The organism is Desulfitobacterium hafniense DCB-2 (assembly GCF_000021925.1).
Classification (GTDB): Bacteria; Bacillota; Desulfitobacteriia; order Desulfitobacteriales; family Desulfitobacteriaceae; genus Desulfitobacterium; species Desulfitobacterium hafniense.
The window spans coordinates 1193033-1209170 of sequence record NC_011830.1 but is presented as its reverse complement, the minus strand read 5'-3'; the positions used below and the strand labels follow the sequence as shown (position 1 = coordinate 1209170).

The following is a 16138-nucleotide window of genomic DNA, read 5'->3' as shown; positions in this document are numbered from 1 at the left end:
TCCAGTACAGGAATGCTCAGCGGGCTCACTAACAGCGGATCACAGCGAACCCACTGTTCAAAATATACTGTATTATTTCTATTAAGAAGCCATTTTAATTTTTATATTTTTCCTGCTTATGCATGGTTGCTGTAATAATTAAGGATAAACTCCCGGAAGGCAGCTACGCTGGGGGAAAGGGGCTGGTTCCGATAAGTCACCAAGTAAAATGACCGCTCAAGCTCAAGGCCATCAATACTAAATGCCTGAAAGGCTTCTGATTTCAGTTCATTACCCACACTGAGGGATGAGACCACCGCCACTCCCAAACCTTCACTCACGGCATGCTTGATGGCCTCCGTGTTGTTCATCTCAGCCACAACCTTGAGCGTGTCAGGATCAATACCTTTTTCCTTAAGTGCCGTTTCAAATGTGTCTCTTGTGCCTGAGCCCCTTTCGCGGAGGATAAATTGCTTCTTCAGCAAACTCTCTACCGCTATACAGGGGCTGTCTGCTGCTTCTATATAATCCCTGGCGGCAATGAGCACCAGACGATCCTTGGTAAGGATCTCATAGTCCAGTTTATCCTCGTCTGTGCGGGTACCGACAATCCCCACTTGGTATTTCTTCTCCCGGACTTTTTTTATAACTTGGTTCGTATCTCCCTGATGAATCAGAAACCTGATATTAGGGTTTATTTTTTGAAACCCTATCATGAGCTTAGGCAGTAAATACTGACAGGGGATAGTGGAAGCCGCGATCTCCAATCTCCCCTCAATCTGACGATTATGCTGATTAAGGCTGGAAATGGCGCAATCTCTGGTTTCTAACAGATTAACTGCATACTGATAAAAAATATCCCCTGCGCCTGTAGGCATAACCTCCCGGCTGGAACGGTCAAATAGCTTTACCTCCAATTCAGTCTCCAGATCACTGATGTGGCTGCTGATGGTCGGTTGGGTCAGAAATAGGGCTTTGCCCGCCCGGGAAAAATTCCGCAAGCGATAGACTGAAACAAACGCCTCAATTTGCCGAAAATCCATATCATTCTCCCAGCTTTAATTATTAAAGAAGTCTGCTTAGCTTTGTAACCTATACTGTGGATCTAGTTCACGGGTTCTATAGGCTTAACCGCCGGCCGGCCGGCTTCAAGGAGCACCTTATTGCCAAAAAGGAAAACGCTCTCCAGGACCATGATCACGCCGGTTCCGATCAGCAGCACTTCGATGGCTATACTATCCGCCAGCGGGCCAAAAATGAGCATCCCCAGGGGCATCATGGTGCTGGAGATCATGGAGAGAATCCCGAAAACCCGGCCCAGAAAATCGGGTTCCACCTTTTCCTGAAGCATTACCGTTGCAGGAGTATTAAAAATCGGCATAGACACCCCTACGAAAGCCATGAAAACCAGGTAGAGCCAGAAAACAGGAATGACTCCCAGCGCAACGGTACAGACTCCAAAGCCAAGGGTTCCTAAGGCCATGGAATGAATCCTGTTCTTAAAGCCACCCCAGGTTGCCATCAGAATGCCACCGATCATCATGCCGACAGAGAAAGTCATTTCAATGGCGGTAAGACGCCATACATCATCCCCAAAGGTCCGGGCGACTTGAAGAGGTGTCAGAAAAGCCGCCGGTGCCGCCATAATCATGAACAAAGCACAAAAGACGAAGAAACTTTTTAGAAAAGCATGTTCCCTGATATACTTCAGCCCCTGGCTCATATCGGCAAAATAGCTGACTGTTTGCGCTTCCTGTGCTTTACGGTGGGCGGGCACATGTAAAAAGAACAACAAAACCGAGACACCCAGAGCCGCTGTAATAACATCGATGAAGAAAATCGCTTCAATGGTGGTAAAGGTCAGCAGGGCCCCGCTTAACATCGGTGATACCAGCATTACGGCGGATTGGATGCTTCCGTTTATGCCATTTACCCTGAGCAGCTTATCCTCCGGCACCAGCTGAGGGATAAATGCCCCCACCGCCGGCATTTGCACCGCTGCGCCAAGAGCACGGATAGCGGACATCACAAAGAGCAGCCACATCATTTTGTATCCGGCGAAAAACAGCAGAGCCAGAATCAAAGTAGATATGGCGATCATGGAATCTGCCAGTATAATCAGCCGTTTACGGTTATAGCGATCAGCCCATACTCCCGCAAAAGGTGAGAGAAAGAAAGTGGGCAGAAAACCGCAGATAATGGAGATCGTCATCATAATTCCTGACTGAGTCTCTAAGGTGATATACCACATAATGGCATATTGAACTAAGGATGAACCAAAGAGGGATATAGTCTGGCTGGTTAAAAAGAGTATCGTATTCTTCTTCCACTCCGGCTTGTTATTCAGGACCATCCGCTCCAATCGTTTCTTTGCAAACCTACTCCGTATTTTGTCTTTGTCTGTTGTCTATTATACTGCATGATATTGATCAGGTATATACTCACGGCCTCACCATGGAGGTATTTGTCCAGCTAAAAAGAGGCTGTTCGCACAGCCCCTCTCCTTTTATGATTCCTGTAAGGTCAATTCAAAGCTCTCTTCTTCGCCATTCCACTCAGCGGAGAATTGCCCTGGTTCGTTTTTATCGACTATATAGGTCTGACTAAAGCCAAATTCGCCCCAGAATATTGGCGACCCTCCATAGACATGGGTCTGTTCCTCATCAAAGTTACCTTGCCTAAACCCTCCTTCAAATCCGGATCTCTGCCCATGGAGACCATGTTGGAATCCATAGCTGATCTTTTCTATCTCCTCCGGATTTCCTTTGTAATTAATAAAAGGGGTTTTATTGACATAATACCTTGATTGCTTATAACCCTTTTCGTCAATCCACTTTTCTTCAAAAGCAGCGACCACGAGCTTGGCCTCCCAATGCTCCCCTTCCCCATAGAGAACCCATTTTTCCCCTTGGTTCAAATCATAAAAGACGGTTTTGCCTAAGGTAAAGGTGATGGGAGCGAGTTGAGCGAAGATCTTTTCCGCCTGTTCCATGTTTTCCATGTTCTCCTGAGCCACATTGAAGGTCATAACCAGCACCATATTTTTGGCGGCATAAGCACGGTGAGACATCCGCTGCATAAAAGGATTATCCTGCCTTTCTATGCCCTCTATAGTCTTTTTCCTCGCTAAAGTCGATTCAAATTCATAGATATACAACTGGCTGAAACCTTCCTCGTCTAAATTATAGACCTTGGGCCGAATATCCCCCAACAGGCATTCATTAGGATCGATGACCGGAGATTGGCTGGCTTTCAAACTAAGTCCTGCCTTTTTCAATACCCTTACCACGTCCTTGGTGCCGATCGTTTCCTTTTCTGCCACAGTCCCGGCTTTATAGCTCACCACACCGATCCCGACAGCTGCCAATATTAAGATGATCAGCCCCGCTATCGCTCCTGCCCTAAGGCGCTTAAACCACTTTCTAAAGGTATCCGGTTCCGGCAAGTTTTCCGGAATATCATCCAGCACAGGCTCCTCATTTTTTAATTCCTTGAGGAAGTCCCGGCAAGAGCCGCACTCTTCCAAATGCTTGGCTACCAGGTCCTTCGTCTTGGGATTGACATCCTCCTCCACATACAAAGGGAGAATATCCTGAATCAACTCACATGGGAGAGAAGTTGGCTCCTTCATTCTTTTCCCTCCTTTTCTGCATAGTTTTTACGGAACTGCAGCCTGGCCCGGTGTAAGGTAACTTTTACCCAGGGCACCGACTTCCCTATAATCACGGCGATCTGCTCATAAGCCAATTCATGCCATTCCCTCAGCCAGAATACTTCCCGATAGTTCTCAGGGAGCTCTTGAAGGACTTTTCCGGTCAGCGTCAGCTTCTCTTTGAATTCCAGAACCGTATCCGGTTCATAAGACGCCGGCCCCTTTAACACATCCGATTCGGGCAGTGGGAAACTTGTCTTCTGCTTTCTTTTCCACATGCTGTACACATTGCGCGCCACCTTGTACAGCCAGGTGGTCACCTGGGCTTCCCCCCGGAATCCGGAAAAAGTCCTCAGGACCTGAAAAAAGGTTTCCTGAGTCAATTCCTCGGCGAGATGGGTATTGCCTGTCAGGCCATAGAAGTAGTGGAAGATAGGCTTTTCATAGGTTTTATAGATTTCTTCGATGGTTTTCACTCTATCTTCCCTCCTCTACCCTATTAGTGCTGACCAAGGCCGAAAAGTTACACCGGGTATAAGAAAATGGTGAACGGGAAATTACTCCTTGTTCACCATTTTCTTATACCTACATCTGTATCTTACTCCATTTTTGCCAGATTTACCAACACTTCGGATGAAGATACAATCTCCTGCAAAGAGGATGTTATTTCTTCTGTAGCCGCTGCCTGAGCCTGACTCGCCAAACTTATTTCGTGAATTTGCTTGCTTATTTCGTCTTCAGCGGTTTTTATCTCCATTAAAGTATTAGACACCTTTTGTGAGGATTCACCGCTAACCCCTCAAAAAGAAGCTTTATTGCTGCCAAAGGAATATTGGCAAACCAGAACAAGCTAAGTTAGAACATTTCTTTGCTCATTTTGTTGATCTCTTTCGTTACGGTTTCATAGACGCCCGGGAAAGAATCCACAGGCAATCCGGAAGTCAGACAGGGAATAAAATATTTTTTGCCGTTCGTTCTGCAGGCTTCTTCAACATGCTTTACACAATTTTCCGGGTGTCCAATCCGGAAAATCAATCAGTCCGCTGTGGAGCCCACCCATAATCTGAGAAATCCTCGGGTTACTCTTTGTTGATGGCCCTCGATTGTTAGAATTTACCCTGTTTGTCAACAGACCCGAGCTTGGAAATTTGGAGCGAACTTTTCATGGGAGATTAGCGTACCTAAAAGTTAATATGACTGAATAAGAATACCGAGAACAGCATTTTAAGCGCTACTCCCGGTATTTGTTTTAATCAGCTTGCGTTGTACTACAGATTAATAGAGATTACTGTAGGAGGCACTGTTTACTTGATTATTCCAACGGGTCAGGAGCTTTTAATTCTTTAGATTCACAGCATCGAGCAAATCAACGTTAGCTTGCTTGACATCCCCCATGAGATTGGAAATCGCTTCAATATTTGCTGCTTGTTCTTCGGAAATAGCATTCATTTCTTCTGTAGCAGCAGCGTGTTCCTCGGAAATACTTGCGATACTCTGGACTTCATCCTGCAGACTTTCCAGTAAAGTCCATGTCTCACTGATTTTGCTGAATTGGTTGGATACTGCTCGTTCAATATTCATAAAGGACAGGTGAATACTTTCAAAACTATCTGATACATACTTTACTGCGATTCCGCCTTCCTCAGCGACGATATTGCCCCTGTTCACCTCATCCAGGACATTTTTGGTTTTGGCATTAATTTGATTTATGATATTGTTAATCTGCTGAACCGCAATGTTTGTTTGTTCGGCAAGCACCCTCACTTCATCGGCGACCACCGCGAAGCCTTTTCCAGATTCCCCTGCTCTCGCTGCCTCTATGGCCGCATTTAGGGCCAATAAATTGGTCTGATCTGAAATCGTCTTGATACCGGAAAGGAAGCGATTAACTTCCTCCATATTACTGTCCAGTTCCTGGACTGTCGCACAAGCTTTGGTAGAGGTCTCCTTAATAATGTCCATCTGATTATCCATCAGATGGATTTTTTCGGAACCTGCCGATACAACTTCACTTGCCTTTTGGGAAACTTCGGTTAATTGCTTGGATATTTCATTGATTCTGATGAATTCCTGATTGGCATCCTTTATCCCGATGTTGATGTGAGTGATACTATCGGTCTGGCTGATAACCCCATGGGTTATCTCTTGAATGGCTCGGGTTAGGGTGTTGCTGGACTCCTTTACAGAAGCGATACTTTGATAACAATTGCCGACATATTTGTCCAGGCTGGCAGTACTCAAAAGGATAGTGTCCAATGTCTTACTTAGGTTGGTAAGGTGTCCTTTGGCCTCAGCTTCTTTGGCGATAACTCTCTTGATTATTTTGTTTCCTGCCAGAGTCAAGAAAAGCAGGAAACAAACGACAAAGACCATCCCGAAAACAGATGCCATAAATTCATTGAAATTATAGGCCCGTTGGACTATTCCTATAAACAAAAGAAAACAGATTTCAGCTATGCCACTTATTGCTATGAGCCTGCCACTAAGATATGTGGCCGCAATGCACAAAAACATGGTTCCATACACCCCTGCAGACGCGGGGATATCCATTGCAATGTTGGAAGGTGCGGCAAAACCAACCAAAATAATGAGAGCACTGACAATGTCGGCTGGCTTTTTAAAATAAATCAGTATAGATTGAAAGGTCGCACCGACAGCTAATATAATCGCCGAATAAGAGTTAGAAAAAATCCCAATAAGGCTTAAAATTAAAGTCGCCAAAAACGCAAACCAATAGATAAGAGTAAAGGAAAAATTAATGAATTTTACATGTTCTTCCATAACTGTCTGATCACCCATATCTTGCTCCCTCCTATTTATCATTTTCTATGGATTTCGATAAACAAACGTAGTTGATTATAGAGAAACTCATAGATTATGTTTTTCCATAGGTTCTGCATTGTTATAATTTTTTAAGTGTTCCCTTTCACATAAAGAGGTTGCTATTTGTTAAGAAAAATATTTCAATAAAAATCAATTTATATATAAAATATCGGAACATGCAAATACGGCCGGTCAGTCAGTACTCGCGGCCAATTTTCTAGAAAAACAGGGCCTGCCGCCTTACGTTAATTTATAAACGTTTTGCGACAGCCCCTCATTCATTTATAGCAGGATGGCTATAACAGGATAGGCTCTTAAACTTGGCTAAGCCCGGCATTCTCCATTGAACGAGCGATTGCTGGGCCAATAGCTCGCATGCATTCAGCCATAAACTTGTTCATATCCAACGTGTTTGCAAGCTTATAGGCAAAGAAAATGAAACTTCCCTGCGGGCCATAGGTGTCAAGGGTGCGATAGACCTCTTTCACAATTTCTTCATCGGTGGCGTCCACCTGTGCCGCCCGGCCATTGGTATTAAAACCGCCAATAAAGGAAATTTTATCGCCATATTTTTTCTGAAGCGCGACAATATCATTAGTTGGCTGCACAGAGGTCCACGCCTGAGCGCCCATCTCGATGAAATCCTCGATGACGTCCTGAGCATAGCCGCAGGTGTGTTGTATGGGCTGCATGCCCAAAGATCTTATAGCATCGTACATGCGCTTGGTATGGGGTTTGATGATTTTACGGAAAGTGCTCGGAGACATGAACAAACCTCGTTCCGTAGCAATATCATCATAATTTGTAAAATAATCAGCTTTGTAGTATTTTGCCACTTTTTCAGCAACTTCGATCTTATAGTCAACAATAGCTCCGATCAATTCATCACAGGCTTCAGGTTCTTCGAGAAGTGCAATGAGTGCTTCTTCGAAACCCATCAGAGCAGCCAGACGCTCGAAGGGACCATTTCCGCTGCCGAAATCGATCGTCACTTCGTTCCTGTTGTAAGGTGTCAATTCGGCCTTAGCATAATCTTCCCAGTCGAAATCATTGACATTGGGGAACTTGACAAGTTTTTTCCAGTCCTGAACCGTTTCCGAAGTAAGAATATATTCATTGGGAGCGGGAATTGGTGTGCCGCTCCCCGATTCGGGAGTAATCCAGCGCACCCCGAATCCGTCGTAGCCACCGCCGACCGGACCTTTCTCAAACCAGGGGCCAGGTGCGGCACAAAAACCGACGGCAGCGTTGTCATACAAAAAAACGGGCGTCCAAAGGGGCTTTTCATGGTTCATTGCCATAAGATAATTTTCTCTTTTTGTAATGGTCATTACAAAACCCTCCTTAAAAATGTTCGAATGATATTATGCGTGCTATATACATTGTATAGCTTGATAAAGATATAAATAATTAAGTCAAGCTTAATGCATTGGAATAACGAAGTAAATTATACAGAAACATTGATTGTTAAGCGGATATTATATACAATGTGTATAGGACATTGTGGGAGGGACTGTCATGAAGCTCTGTATGGGAATCATAGAAGATGGAATCTCCGGAGATATTATTTATAAAAACTATCTGAATACCGATATTCCCTTTAATTTGGAGAGAGCGGAAATGTATTGCGAGAGTACGAAGGTTTTAAATGCCGGGGTTCTCAACATTGCTCATGCTGAGAATTTACCGGAAGAGATGATCGTGCAAGAAGGGGCGGCACTGATCTGCATCGGTATGCCTGCAGAATTGTATACTAAATCGCCGCTTATATTACTTGTACTTGATCAGTCCAAGAAAGTAGCCGAGCTGTCCAACGAAGTTAACCGGATTTTTTTTGAATATAATTCTCTGGAACTTAGACTCCATGAGGCGGTTAATAAGGGAAAAAGCATTCAATACCTGGTTGAGCAAATGGCGCAGTTTTTAAACAATGAACTGGTTGTGATGAACGCTGAATTCAAGTTGATCGGTCAATCAAACAGTACGATTCATATGTGTGAGATTTCTGGTATTAAGCAGCCTGACAGCCATGGCAGGCTCTCGACGGAGCATGTGGAATTTTTTAAGAATGATCTTATTTATTCCAATGTAAAAAACATGAGGGAACCTTTTATCTATGAACCCAGTATTTTCATTTGCCGGGTTATTTGTATGAATGTGTTCTTCCAGGATGATTTTGTATGCCGAGTCGTAATCGCCGAGGATCGCAGTACTTTTCGGGGTTATGAAGCCGGGCTTTTGCATTTTTTCACATCCTTTATTCAACTTGTATACGACCTGGCCGGCTACAGTGGTGACATTATGCCGCGAGAACATATGGTTGAGATTTTCTCCGCCCTTATCAGCGGCGAATCGATTGAAAGCTGGCGCTTGAAAAACAGTGTTTCACAGCATGGCTGGAATTATGACGGGCCTTTCCTGTGCGCCAGTATAATGCCGAGTGATAGGGATTACTATAACCGGACAATCCCGTATTATTGTCAGATGATCAATCGCGATTTCAAAGGCTGCTGTGCCTTTGAGTATGAACGTAAAATTGTTTGCATTGTCAATTTGGAGTATTACAATGGTTCGGGAGAATGTTTCAACTCGGTCTATTTAGAGACTCTGCGGGACGGTTATTTCCGAGTGGGATACAGTAATGTTTTTACCAGTATCGTGGATATTCAAGCTCATTATGTGCAGGCTAAAATCAGCTTGAGAATTGGCTTAGACCAATTCCCTTCCCGTTGGTATTATAAATTTTCAGATATTGTCCTTTTTTATATGGAATCCAAGCTAACTGAAGAACTGGACGGACAATTTCTGTGTTCCCCTAAAATCATCGGCCTGGATAGCTACGATAGGGCGAATTCGAGTGATTACCTTCACACATTAAAGGTTTACCTGGACAATCAAATGAACGCAGTCAAGACTGCAAAAGATTTATTTATTCATCGTGCCACGATGGTCAATCGATTAGAGAGAATTAAAGAGTTGGCCGGCATAAATTTCAAGGACCCTGATGACATTCTCTATATAAAAATATCTATCAGACTTTTTTATAAAGCTGATAGACGGGGATAGAATGTTTATAATGCGGATTAACCTGACATAAAAATATGCCTGGAAATTGATGTTGCTTCGATTTTCCGGGCATATTTCTTTTATTCTATGAATGATATAGTGTGGCTTTATATTAAACCATACTACATGATGTATAGATTAATCGCCTTAAAAGTAAATAATGTGTCTAATTTACTATCAAGCCTATTGGGCATACAATAAAGTCAATCAATTCCAAATATTTAAATGTTCAAATCCAAACGGATGTTTTTCTGTTTATTGCTCTGACTTACAGACTAGCCGGCTTGTAACTGTAACAGAACGAATTTGCACATTTATTGTTTCCGACTTTAATTAGTTTGTAAAGTATTAAAAGGGAGAATGAGAATGATCATCATCGGAGAAAAAATCAACGGTGCTATTCCTTCGGTGGCTAAAGCGATCGCCGAAAAGGATGTTGCTTTTATTCACAACCTTGCCAAAATCCAATCCAATGCAGGTGCAGATTTTATTGATGTCTGCGCATCCACGGATACAAGCATCGAACTCGAAACCCTGAAGTGGCTGATTGACTTAGTGCAGGAAGTCAGTGATACCCCTATTTGTATTGACAGTCCACAAGCCCAGACCTGCGTCGATGCCATCAAATTTTGCAAGCGATCGGGGCTTATTAACTCTGTATCCGGCGAAGGAGATAAGATTGACGTAGTATTTCCGGTCATTGCCGATACCCAATGGGAATGTGTTGCATTGCTCTGCGACGACACCGGTATTCCTAAAACCGCTGAGAAACGCCTTGAAGTGTTTGCTCACATCATGAAAAGGGCTAAAGAATTTAATATAGCGCCGTCCCGTCTGCACATCGACCCGCTTGTCGAAATGCTCTGTACTTCGGAAGAGGGCATCAATATGATCATGGATGTCATCAGAGAAATTAAGCGTCAATATCCGGATATCCATGTCACCGGTGGATTCAGCAACATTTCATTTAACCTGCCGGCTCGCAAACTTGTTAATCAGGCATTTTGTGTGCTCGCAATGAATGCGGGCATGGATAGCGGCATTATCGACCCTACCAATCAGGATTTGATCGGCATGATCCATGCAACGGAAGCCCTGCTGGGGCAGGATGAATATTGTATGGAATACATTGGGGCCTTTCGTGAGGGACGATTCGGTCAAAAAAAATAACCGACATGAATGCGGATATATATTTTAAAAGTATGGGAGGATTTAGTCATGGCGAAAGTAAATGAAGTCAAAATATCGGTGGAGATGGGAAAAACCAAAATTGTTCCGGGGCTGGTACAAGCAGCATTGGATGAAGGAAATACTGCGAAAGAACTTCTTCAGGCAATGGTTGATTCAATGAGTGTGGTTGGGGACAAATTTTCCGCCGGAGAAATTTATGTGCCGGAAATGCTGCTGGCCGCCAAAGCAATGGCCAAAGGCGTTGAGGTTCTAAAGCCGCATCTGACAGGTGATGCATCAGCTTCTTTGGGTACTTGTGTTATCGGGACGGTAGCAGGAGATCTTCATGATATCGGGAAAAATCTGGTTGGCATGATGATAGAAAGCGCAGGATTTGATATGGTTGATCTTGGTGTAGATGTCCCTGCTTCTAAATGGGTAGAGGCAATTAAAGAAAATGGGAACGTAACTTTAGTGGCTTGTTCAGGACTTCTTACGACAACTATGCCCGCTCTGAAGGAAGCAGTTCAAACCATCAAAGAGAGCGGACTTACCGGATTTAAGATTATTGTCGGTGGGGCTCCTGTAACGCAGGCGTATGCTAATGAAATCGGTGCCGACGGCTATGCTGGGGATGCAGGCAGCGCAGCAATCAAAGCAAAGGAATTAGTCAACGTGTAATTAATCCGACGCCTTACTCAGTTGGGGTTCATAGTGATTTTCAACTTTACTTATTCCCTTAATCTCGTATGTCCCGGAAAAATTGTGACTTAGGTTCTTAGTCTGATTTTTCCGGGACTGTATTGTTGTATGCGTTTTTTAGCAGAGCTTGTTTATTTCATGAATTTGGCAGGCAAAATCTTGGGACTGATATATCTGAGAAGGAGAATGCATGTGAAAATAATAATTTTGGGTGGCTTTTTGGGTTCAGGAAAAACAAGTGTACTGTTGCAGTTGGCAAAGTATCTAATCACTCAGGAAAGAGATAATAAGTCTGAGATTAAAGTAGCAATTCTGGAAAACGAAATCGGCACGGTAGGAATCGATGATAAAATTCTTGCCAACGCTGGATTCACTGTTGAAAATCTCTTTGCCGGTTGCGTTTGCTGCACTTTGGCAGGAGAGCTGGTTTCAAGCGTTAAAAAAATGCAAAACGAACTGAATCCTGCCTGGCTGATTATTGAAGCAACTGGTGTTGCCTTTCCCGGAAGCATTAGCAAAGCAATCTTTGAGGCTATTGGAGTTGGGGCCTATATATTAACCATTGTAGATGCAAAGAGATGGAGAAGATTAGTAAGTGCAATGGAACCGCTGGTAGCGGGACAACTTGAAGAGAGTTCGCAAGTATTGGTGAATAAAAAAGATCTTGTAAATGCCAGTGAACTTGCTCAAGTAAAAATAAGCGTCCAAGAATATTCCAGAGCCGCAAAGGTTATTTGCATATCTGCGAAGGAAGAAATACCTGTTCAATGCTGGCAGGATATGATAAGTGAAATGGGGTGATTAAATGAAAATGAATGGCAACGAAACTGAAGAATGCTGTCATGACCACCAGCACCACCAAACAGAACAACGAAGTGATAACATAGAGTCGCATCGACATAATGATGCGTTAGTGTGTTCGGGAAACAGAAATATTATCGGAGATTTAGAGGTTGTTAAAAAAAAGCTCCGTGATGAAATGGGCATGTTCGCAGAGTGGGTAGAAAAACGGGATGGTATTATCGGTCACATTAAAGCCTCCATTGAGGTCAGCGGCCCCGCTTTCGTATTATCAACTACTGGCGGTGAAGTAAGCAGCAGGGAAGTATCGTCCACAACTATTCATGTGAGCATTGTGGTCATTGTATTTCAAATGGATAAACAGAAAACGGAAGATCAGATTGAAGCGCTGTTAGATAAACTATAAAAAAACTGGCTGAGTGCGAAATAGATTATCCCTATTTGCACACTTTTTAGATACAGCAAAACAGGGGAAGGTCCAATGGCAGATACTATAAATATGTAGGTGAGACTATGGATTTTTTTGATGTACAATGCTTTTTAAGTGTTGCTAAAAACTTAAACCTGTCCCTCGCCGCAAAAGAAATGTTCATTACCCAACCGGCAATGAGCAAGAAAATCAGTGCGCTTGAAGAAGATTTTGGGGTTAAATTATTCAATCGGACTCGCCATAAAGTGGAGTTGACTTCAGCAGGAAAGTCCGTCCAAAAGAACTTTGCCTATATTCTCGATTGTTATGAGAATACAAAAATTGAAGCCAAAAAAATCGGCATATCGGAATATAATCATCTGTCCATTGGTTATCATGGCCCCACGGAGTGGGCAAAAATGAACGATGTGGTTCAAGAATTCCATAAGAGACACCCACATATTGAAATTGATGTGGTCGTGGGAGACTGGGGGCCGTTGATCCTTGATCTGATCAATGGCAAATTGGACGTTGTCTTCAGCGAACGGTCGGAAATTCTTGACGTTACCATACTTGACAGCATTTTCTTGTTTCGCGATTTTGCGGCATTGGCCGTTTCAAAGTCCAGCCCTTTAGCTCAATACGACCAGATCAAACCTGAGCTTGTTAAAAACGAAAAAATTATCATGACCAATAACAAAGGTGCGGCAAGAAGTTTAAAATACATTATTGAATGCCTGGGCAAAGCCGGATTTGATATGGAAAACGCCAAATTAGCTGATTTCTATGAAACGACCATCGCCATGGCTTCGGCAGGTATGGGAGTTGCGCCTATTCCAAGGTCATTTAAAATTGCCGGTCATCAGTCTGTTACTTATGTGGATATTGATAGCGATAAAATTCCCATGGACTTTGTCTTAGCCTGGCATATCAACAACGAAAAGCCTGCCCTCCATTTATTTAAAGACTTCTGCAAGCAGCACGAATGGCCCCTCACATGAAGTGAATACCGATACTTGCATCCTGGCTCAAATTTCTTCACAGGAGAAGGTTGAAAAGGTCCTTAGCTATACATATTGTTATAACCTTAACTTATATCAATATAACTTATGGGACAGACCCTGCTCCTCTGAAATATGATAGATTAATAAAGAAGGTTGTGAAAAAAGATTTAAGGAGGCGCTTATTCAATGAGTCATTTTACAAGGAGAGACTTTCTCAAAGGTGCAACAGCTACCGCTGCAGGGGTAGCCTTAACAGGCATTCTCACCGGCTGCTCCAGTGCCAGTGTCGGCACGGGAAATTCTGACCCCGTTGCTCCAGCTGATAGTGCCAGTACCGGTACTCCCACCAAGAGCACCAAATGGTATGATGAAGCGTATTTCAAAAAGCCGGCATCCATTACGGATATTAAAGAAAAATTTGATGTGGATGTAGTGGTTGTCGGTGCAGGGAACGGCGGTTGCATCGCCGCCGTCAGTGCCGCTGATCTGGGCGCTAAGGTCGCTTGGGTCGAGCAAAATGCAGGACCTATTATGTGGGCCGGTGAAATTCATGCCCTGAACTCCAAAGTCGGTAAGGAAAAATACGGCATAACCTTTACTGAAGCAGAAAAGAATGAGATTGTCAACGATATTTGCCGTTATGCAAGTTATGAAGTGGATCAACGTTTAATTAAGTTATGGGCAGACAACTCAGGGAGGACCATGGACTGGTTTTCGAAAAAGATGGCTGCCAAGGGTGTGAGCATGCACGTTGAGACCGATATGTACAAAAGCGATATGTACAGGACAAATAACCGCGGCGAGCATTGTGCTTACAAAGGCGAGTGGGTGGAAATGGGGCCTAAAAAGATGGGGTCCGAAGTTGCCAATCCCATCTGGGTGGAAATCGCCACAGAAATGGGCGTTCAGAAATTTTTCGAGCATACCGCCCTGCAACTGCTTCAGGACAGCAGCGGAAAGGTAAATGGTATTATTGTTCAGCGTAAAAAGGATAACGCCTATATCCAGATCAATGCGGCTAAAGGAGTGATTATCTCCACAGGCGGATACTCTGGGAATACGGAGATGATGGATGCCCTTCGCTATCGCTGCAAAGATAACGTTGTCAATAATCTGGGCGGTGCCGGACATAACGGCGATGGCATTAAGATGGCTATGTGGGCCGGAGCTGCCATTGATCGCAATCATGGCGGCGGAGTTGCCTTTGACCGAGCCGCTGTGGATTTGGACCATCATACTGGGGAACCTTATACTTCCGGTCTGGATGATATGTGGTGGCCGGGAAGCCAGCCCTGGCTGGCGGTCAATACCCACGGCGAGCGCTTTATGAATGAAAAGGCACCGTATGATTCTAAAATCCATGGCGCCAGCAAACAACCCAAGCAAATCTGGTTCCAGATCTTCGACAGCAATTATTGGGAAGACGTCAATGCCTTCCATACGACCATTTGTTCACGGGTAGTCGCCGCTCCGGGTGCCCGTAATTCCGAGGTACTGCCGGGTGTCTTCCCATGCCAGACAAAAGAAGAATTTGATAAGGCTTACATGGAACCGGCTCTCAAAAGCGGTAAGCTGAAAAAGGCCGATACCCTGGAAGACCTGGCTAAGCAATTGGGCCTTCCGGCCGACGCTTTGGCCGCTACCGTGAAACGCTATAATGAGAATGCGGCGAAGGGCTTTGATGCTGACTTCGGCAAAGATCCGGGAAGTCTACGTCCTGTCGCCCAAGGTCCCTTTTATGGTATTGCTCTGGGGAACTGGTTATTGTGCACCTTTAATGGCGTTAGAATTAATACCAATATCCAAGCCATCAATGAAAACGGTGATCCCATCCAGGGTTTGTATGTAACCGGGAACGACAGTGGCGGCTTCTTTGCGAATACCTATCCTCAATACTATGGTGGACTAGCTCATGGAAGAACCACCTGCTTTGCCCGCTTGGCGGCTTTACATGCCATAACCGGGTCCATTTACGAAAGTTAATCCGATAATCAGAAACTATAAAATTAAAGGAGGTAAAATCAGAAAATGAAAAAAATAGCCATAAATAAAATTGTCGCAATGATTTTGAGCGTTGCTTGTCTGATATCCGTAGTCGGGTGCAGTGCAGAGAGTGGTGCTGATAGCAGTAAAAAAAGCGGCTATCAAGATGGTACCTATGAGGGGATCAGTCCAAATGGAATCGGTGGGGAGATTGCCGTTGCCGTGGAAATAGCCGGCGGCAAGATCGCCAATGTCAAAGTTACTTCCCATGGTGAAACGGAGGGTATTGGGACACTGGCCGTGGACCAACTCCCCGGAAAAATTGTCGAAGCCCAGTCCACAGAAGTTGATGGGATTTCCGGAGCATCGGTTTCCTCTGCTGCCATCAAGGAAGCTGTAAATGATGCTTTGATTAAAGCAAAATAAGTCACCCTAGTCCTTTAAAAAGAAGTGGTCATGCCGTGCCCGATCAAAGCAACATGGCCACTTCTTAACATATTGCGTGCCATCGATTACACAACCAAGTACCCAAGATCGTCTGAGTAATGT

At 44.1% G+C, this 16138-nt stretch carries 15 protein-coding genes; 8 read left to right on the top strand and 7 right to left on the bottom strand.

Annotation, left to right across the window (positions count from 1 at the left end; translation table 11 throughout):
- Window positions 1-116 precede the first annotated feature (116 nt).
- From DHAF_RS05595 to DHAF_RS05565, 7 genes are all read right to left on the bottom strand, one after another.
- Entirely contained in the window at window positions 117-1022 is a 906-nt protein-coding gene (locus DHAF_RS05595) for a selenium metabolism-associated LysR family transcriptional regulator (protein WP_015943215.1), read from the bottom strand.
- 62 nt (window positions 1023-1084) lie between these two features.
- Window positions 1085-2332, bottom strand: a complete 1248-nt coding sequence (locus DHAF_RS05590) for an MFS transporter (RefSeq protein ID WP_015943214.1) — start codon at window positions 2330-2332, stop codon at window positions 1085-1087.
- Window positions 2333-2485: 153 nt separating this feature from the next.
- A complete protein-coding gene (locus tag DHAF_RS05585; RefSeq protein WP_015943213.1) occupies window positions 2486-3610 on the bottom strand; it encodes a DUF2275 domain-containing protein in 1125 nt (374 codons plus the stop codon).
- Window positions 3607-4107 carry an RNA polymerase sigma factor gene (locus DHAF_RS05580; RefSeq protein ID WP_015943212.1) on the bottom strand — a complete coding sequence of 167 codons (501 nt, stop codon included), beginning with the start codon at window positions 4105-4107 and terminating at the stop codon, window positions 3607-3609. The genes DHAF_RS05585 and DHAF_RS05580 overlap by 4 nt, the downstream gene beginning before the upstream one ends.
- 122 nt (window positions 4108-4229) lie before the next feature.
- On the bottom strand, window positions 4230-4388 hold the full coding sequence (locus tag DHAF_RS24945; protein WP_018306282.1) for a hypothetical protein: 159 nt from the start codon (window positions 4386-4388) through the stop codon (window positions 4230-4232).
- 578 nt (window positions 4389-4966) lie between these two features.
- Entirely contained in the window at window positions 4967-6430 is a 1464-nt protein-coding gene (locus DHAF_RS05570; protein WP_015943211.1) for a methyl-accepting chemotaxis protein, read from the bottom strand.
- Window positions 6431-6768: 338 nt separating this feature from the next.
- Window positions 6769-7785 carry a uroporphyrinogen decarboxylase family protein gene (locus DHAF_RS05565; protein WP_015943210.1) on the bottom strand — a complete coding sequence of 339 codons (1017 nt, stop codon included), beginning with the start codon at window positions 7783-7785 and terminating at the stop codon, window positions 6769-6771.
- A 187-nt stretch (window positions 7786-7972) separates the two neighbouring features.
- Between DHAF_RS05565 and DHAF_RS05560 the strand changes: the two genes are divergently transcribed.
- The 8 genes from DHAF_RS05560 (at window position 7973) to DHAF_RS05525 (ending at window position 16015) form a co-directional block, all read left to right on the top strand.
- Entirely contained in the window at window positions 7973-9520 is a 1548-nt protein-coding gene (locus DHAF_RS05560) for a PucR family transcriptional regulator (protein WP_015943209.1), read from the top strand.
- 366 nt (window positions 9521-9886) lie between these two features.
- Entirely contained in the window at window positions 9887-10690 is an 804-nt protein-coding gene (locus DHAF_RS05555) for a methyltetrahydrofolate cobalamin methyltransferase (protein ID WP_015943208.1), read from the top strand.
- Between the two features lie 48 nt (window positions 10691-10738).
- Entirely contained in the window at window positions 10739-11371 is a 633-nt protein-coding gene (locus tag DHAF_RS05550; RefSeq protein WP_015943207.1) for a corrinoid protein, read from the top strand.
- Between the two features lie 213 nt (window positions 11372-11584).
- Window positions 11585-12193 (top strand): GTP-binding protein, encoded by a 609-nt coding sequence (locus tag DHAF_RS05545; RefSeq protein WP_018306281.1) that lies wholly within the window; start codon window positions 11585-11587, stop codon window positions 12191-12193.
- Between the two features lie 4 nt (window positions 12194-12197).
- Entirely contained in the window at window positions 12198-12599 is a 402-nt protein-coding gene (locus tag DHAF_RS05540) for a hypothetical protein (RefSeq protein WP_015943205.1), read from the top strand.
- Between the two features lie 107 nt (window positions 12600-12706).
- Window positions 12707-13603 carry a LysR family transcriptional regulator gene (locus DHAF_RS05535; protein ID WP_015943204.1) on the top strand — a complete coding sequence of 299 codons (897 nt, stop codon included), beginning with the start codon at window positions 12707-12709 and terminating at the stop codon, window positions 13601-13603.
- 189 nt (window positions 13604-13792) lie between these two features.
- On the top strand, window positions 13793-15589 hold the full coding sequence (locus DHAF_RS05530) for an FAD-dependent oxidoreductase (protein WP_015943203.1): 1797 nt from the start codon (window positions 13793-13795) through the stop codon (window positions 15587-15589).
- 45 nt (window positions 15590-15634) lie between these two features.
- Window positions 15635-16015, top strand: coding sequence for an FMN-binding protein (locus tag DHAF_RS05525; protein ID WP_015943202.1), 381 nt, complete (start codon window positions 15635-15637; stop codon window positions 16013-16015).
- Window positions 16016-16138: the final 123 nt, after the last annotated feature.

Coding starts and splice junctions, on each gene's coding strand:
- DHAF_RS05570 (WP_015943211.1), bottom strand. CDS start 6,430: ATGGGTGATCAGACAGTTATGGAAGAACATGTAAAATTCATTAATTTT.
- DHAF_RS05530 (WP_015943203.1), top strand. CDS start 13,793: ATGAGTCATTTTACAAGGAGAGACTTTCTCAAAGGTGCAACAGCTACC.
- DHAF_RS05595 (WP_015943215.1), bottom strand. CDS start 1,022: ATGGATTTTCGGCAAATTGAGGCGTTTGTTTCAGTCTATCGCTTGCGG.
- DHAF_RS05565 (WP_015943210.1), bottom strand. CDS start 7,785: ATGACCATTACAAAAAGAGAAAATTATCTTATGGCAATGAACCATGAA.
- DHAF_RS05540 (WP_015943205.1), top strand. CDS start 12,198: ATGAAAATGAATGGCAACGAAACTGAAGAATGCTGTCATGACCACCAG.
- DHAF_RS05535 (WP_015943204.1), top strand. CDS start 12,707: ATGGATTTTTTTGATGTACAATGCTTTTTAAGTGTTGCTAAAAACTTA.
- DHAF_RS05590 (WP_015943214.1), bottom strand. CDS start 2,332: ATGGTCCTGAATAACAAGCCGGAGTGGAAGAAGAATACGATACTCTTT.
- DHAF_RS05550 (WP_015943207.1), top strand. CDS start 10,739: ATGGCGAAAGTAAATGAAGTCAAAATATCGGTGGAGATGGGAAAAACC.
- DHAF_RS05560 (WP_015943209.1), top strand. CDS start 7,973: ATGAAGCTCTGTATGGGAATCATAGAAGATGGAATCTCCGGAGATATT.
- DHAF_RS05525 (WP_015943202.1), top strand. CDS start 15,635: ATGAAAAAAATAGCCATAAATAAAATTGTCGCAATGATTTTGAGCGTT.
- DHAF_RS05585 (WP_015943213.1), bottom strand. CDS start 3,610: ATGAAGGAGCCAACTTCTCTCCCATGTGAGTTGATTCAGGATATTCTC.
- DHAF_RS24945 (WP_018306282.1), bottom strand. CDS start 4,388: ATGGAGATAAAAACCGCTGAAGACGAAATAAGCAAGCAAATTCACGAA.
- DHAF_RS05555 (WP_015943208.1), top strand. CDS start 9,887: ATGATCATCATCGGAGAAAAAATCAACGGTGCTATTCCTTCGGTGGCT.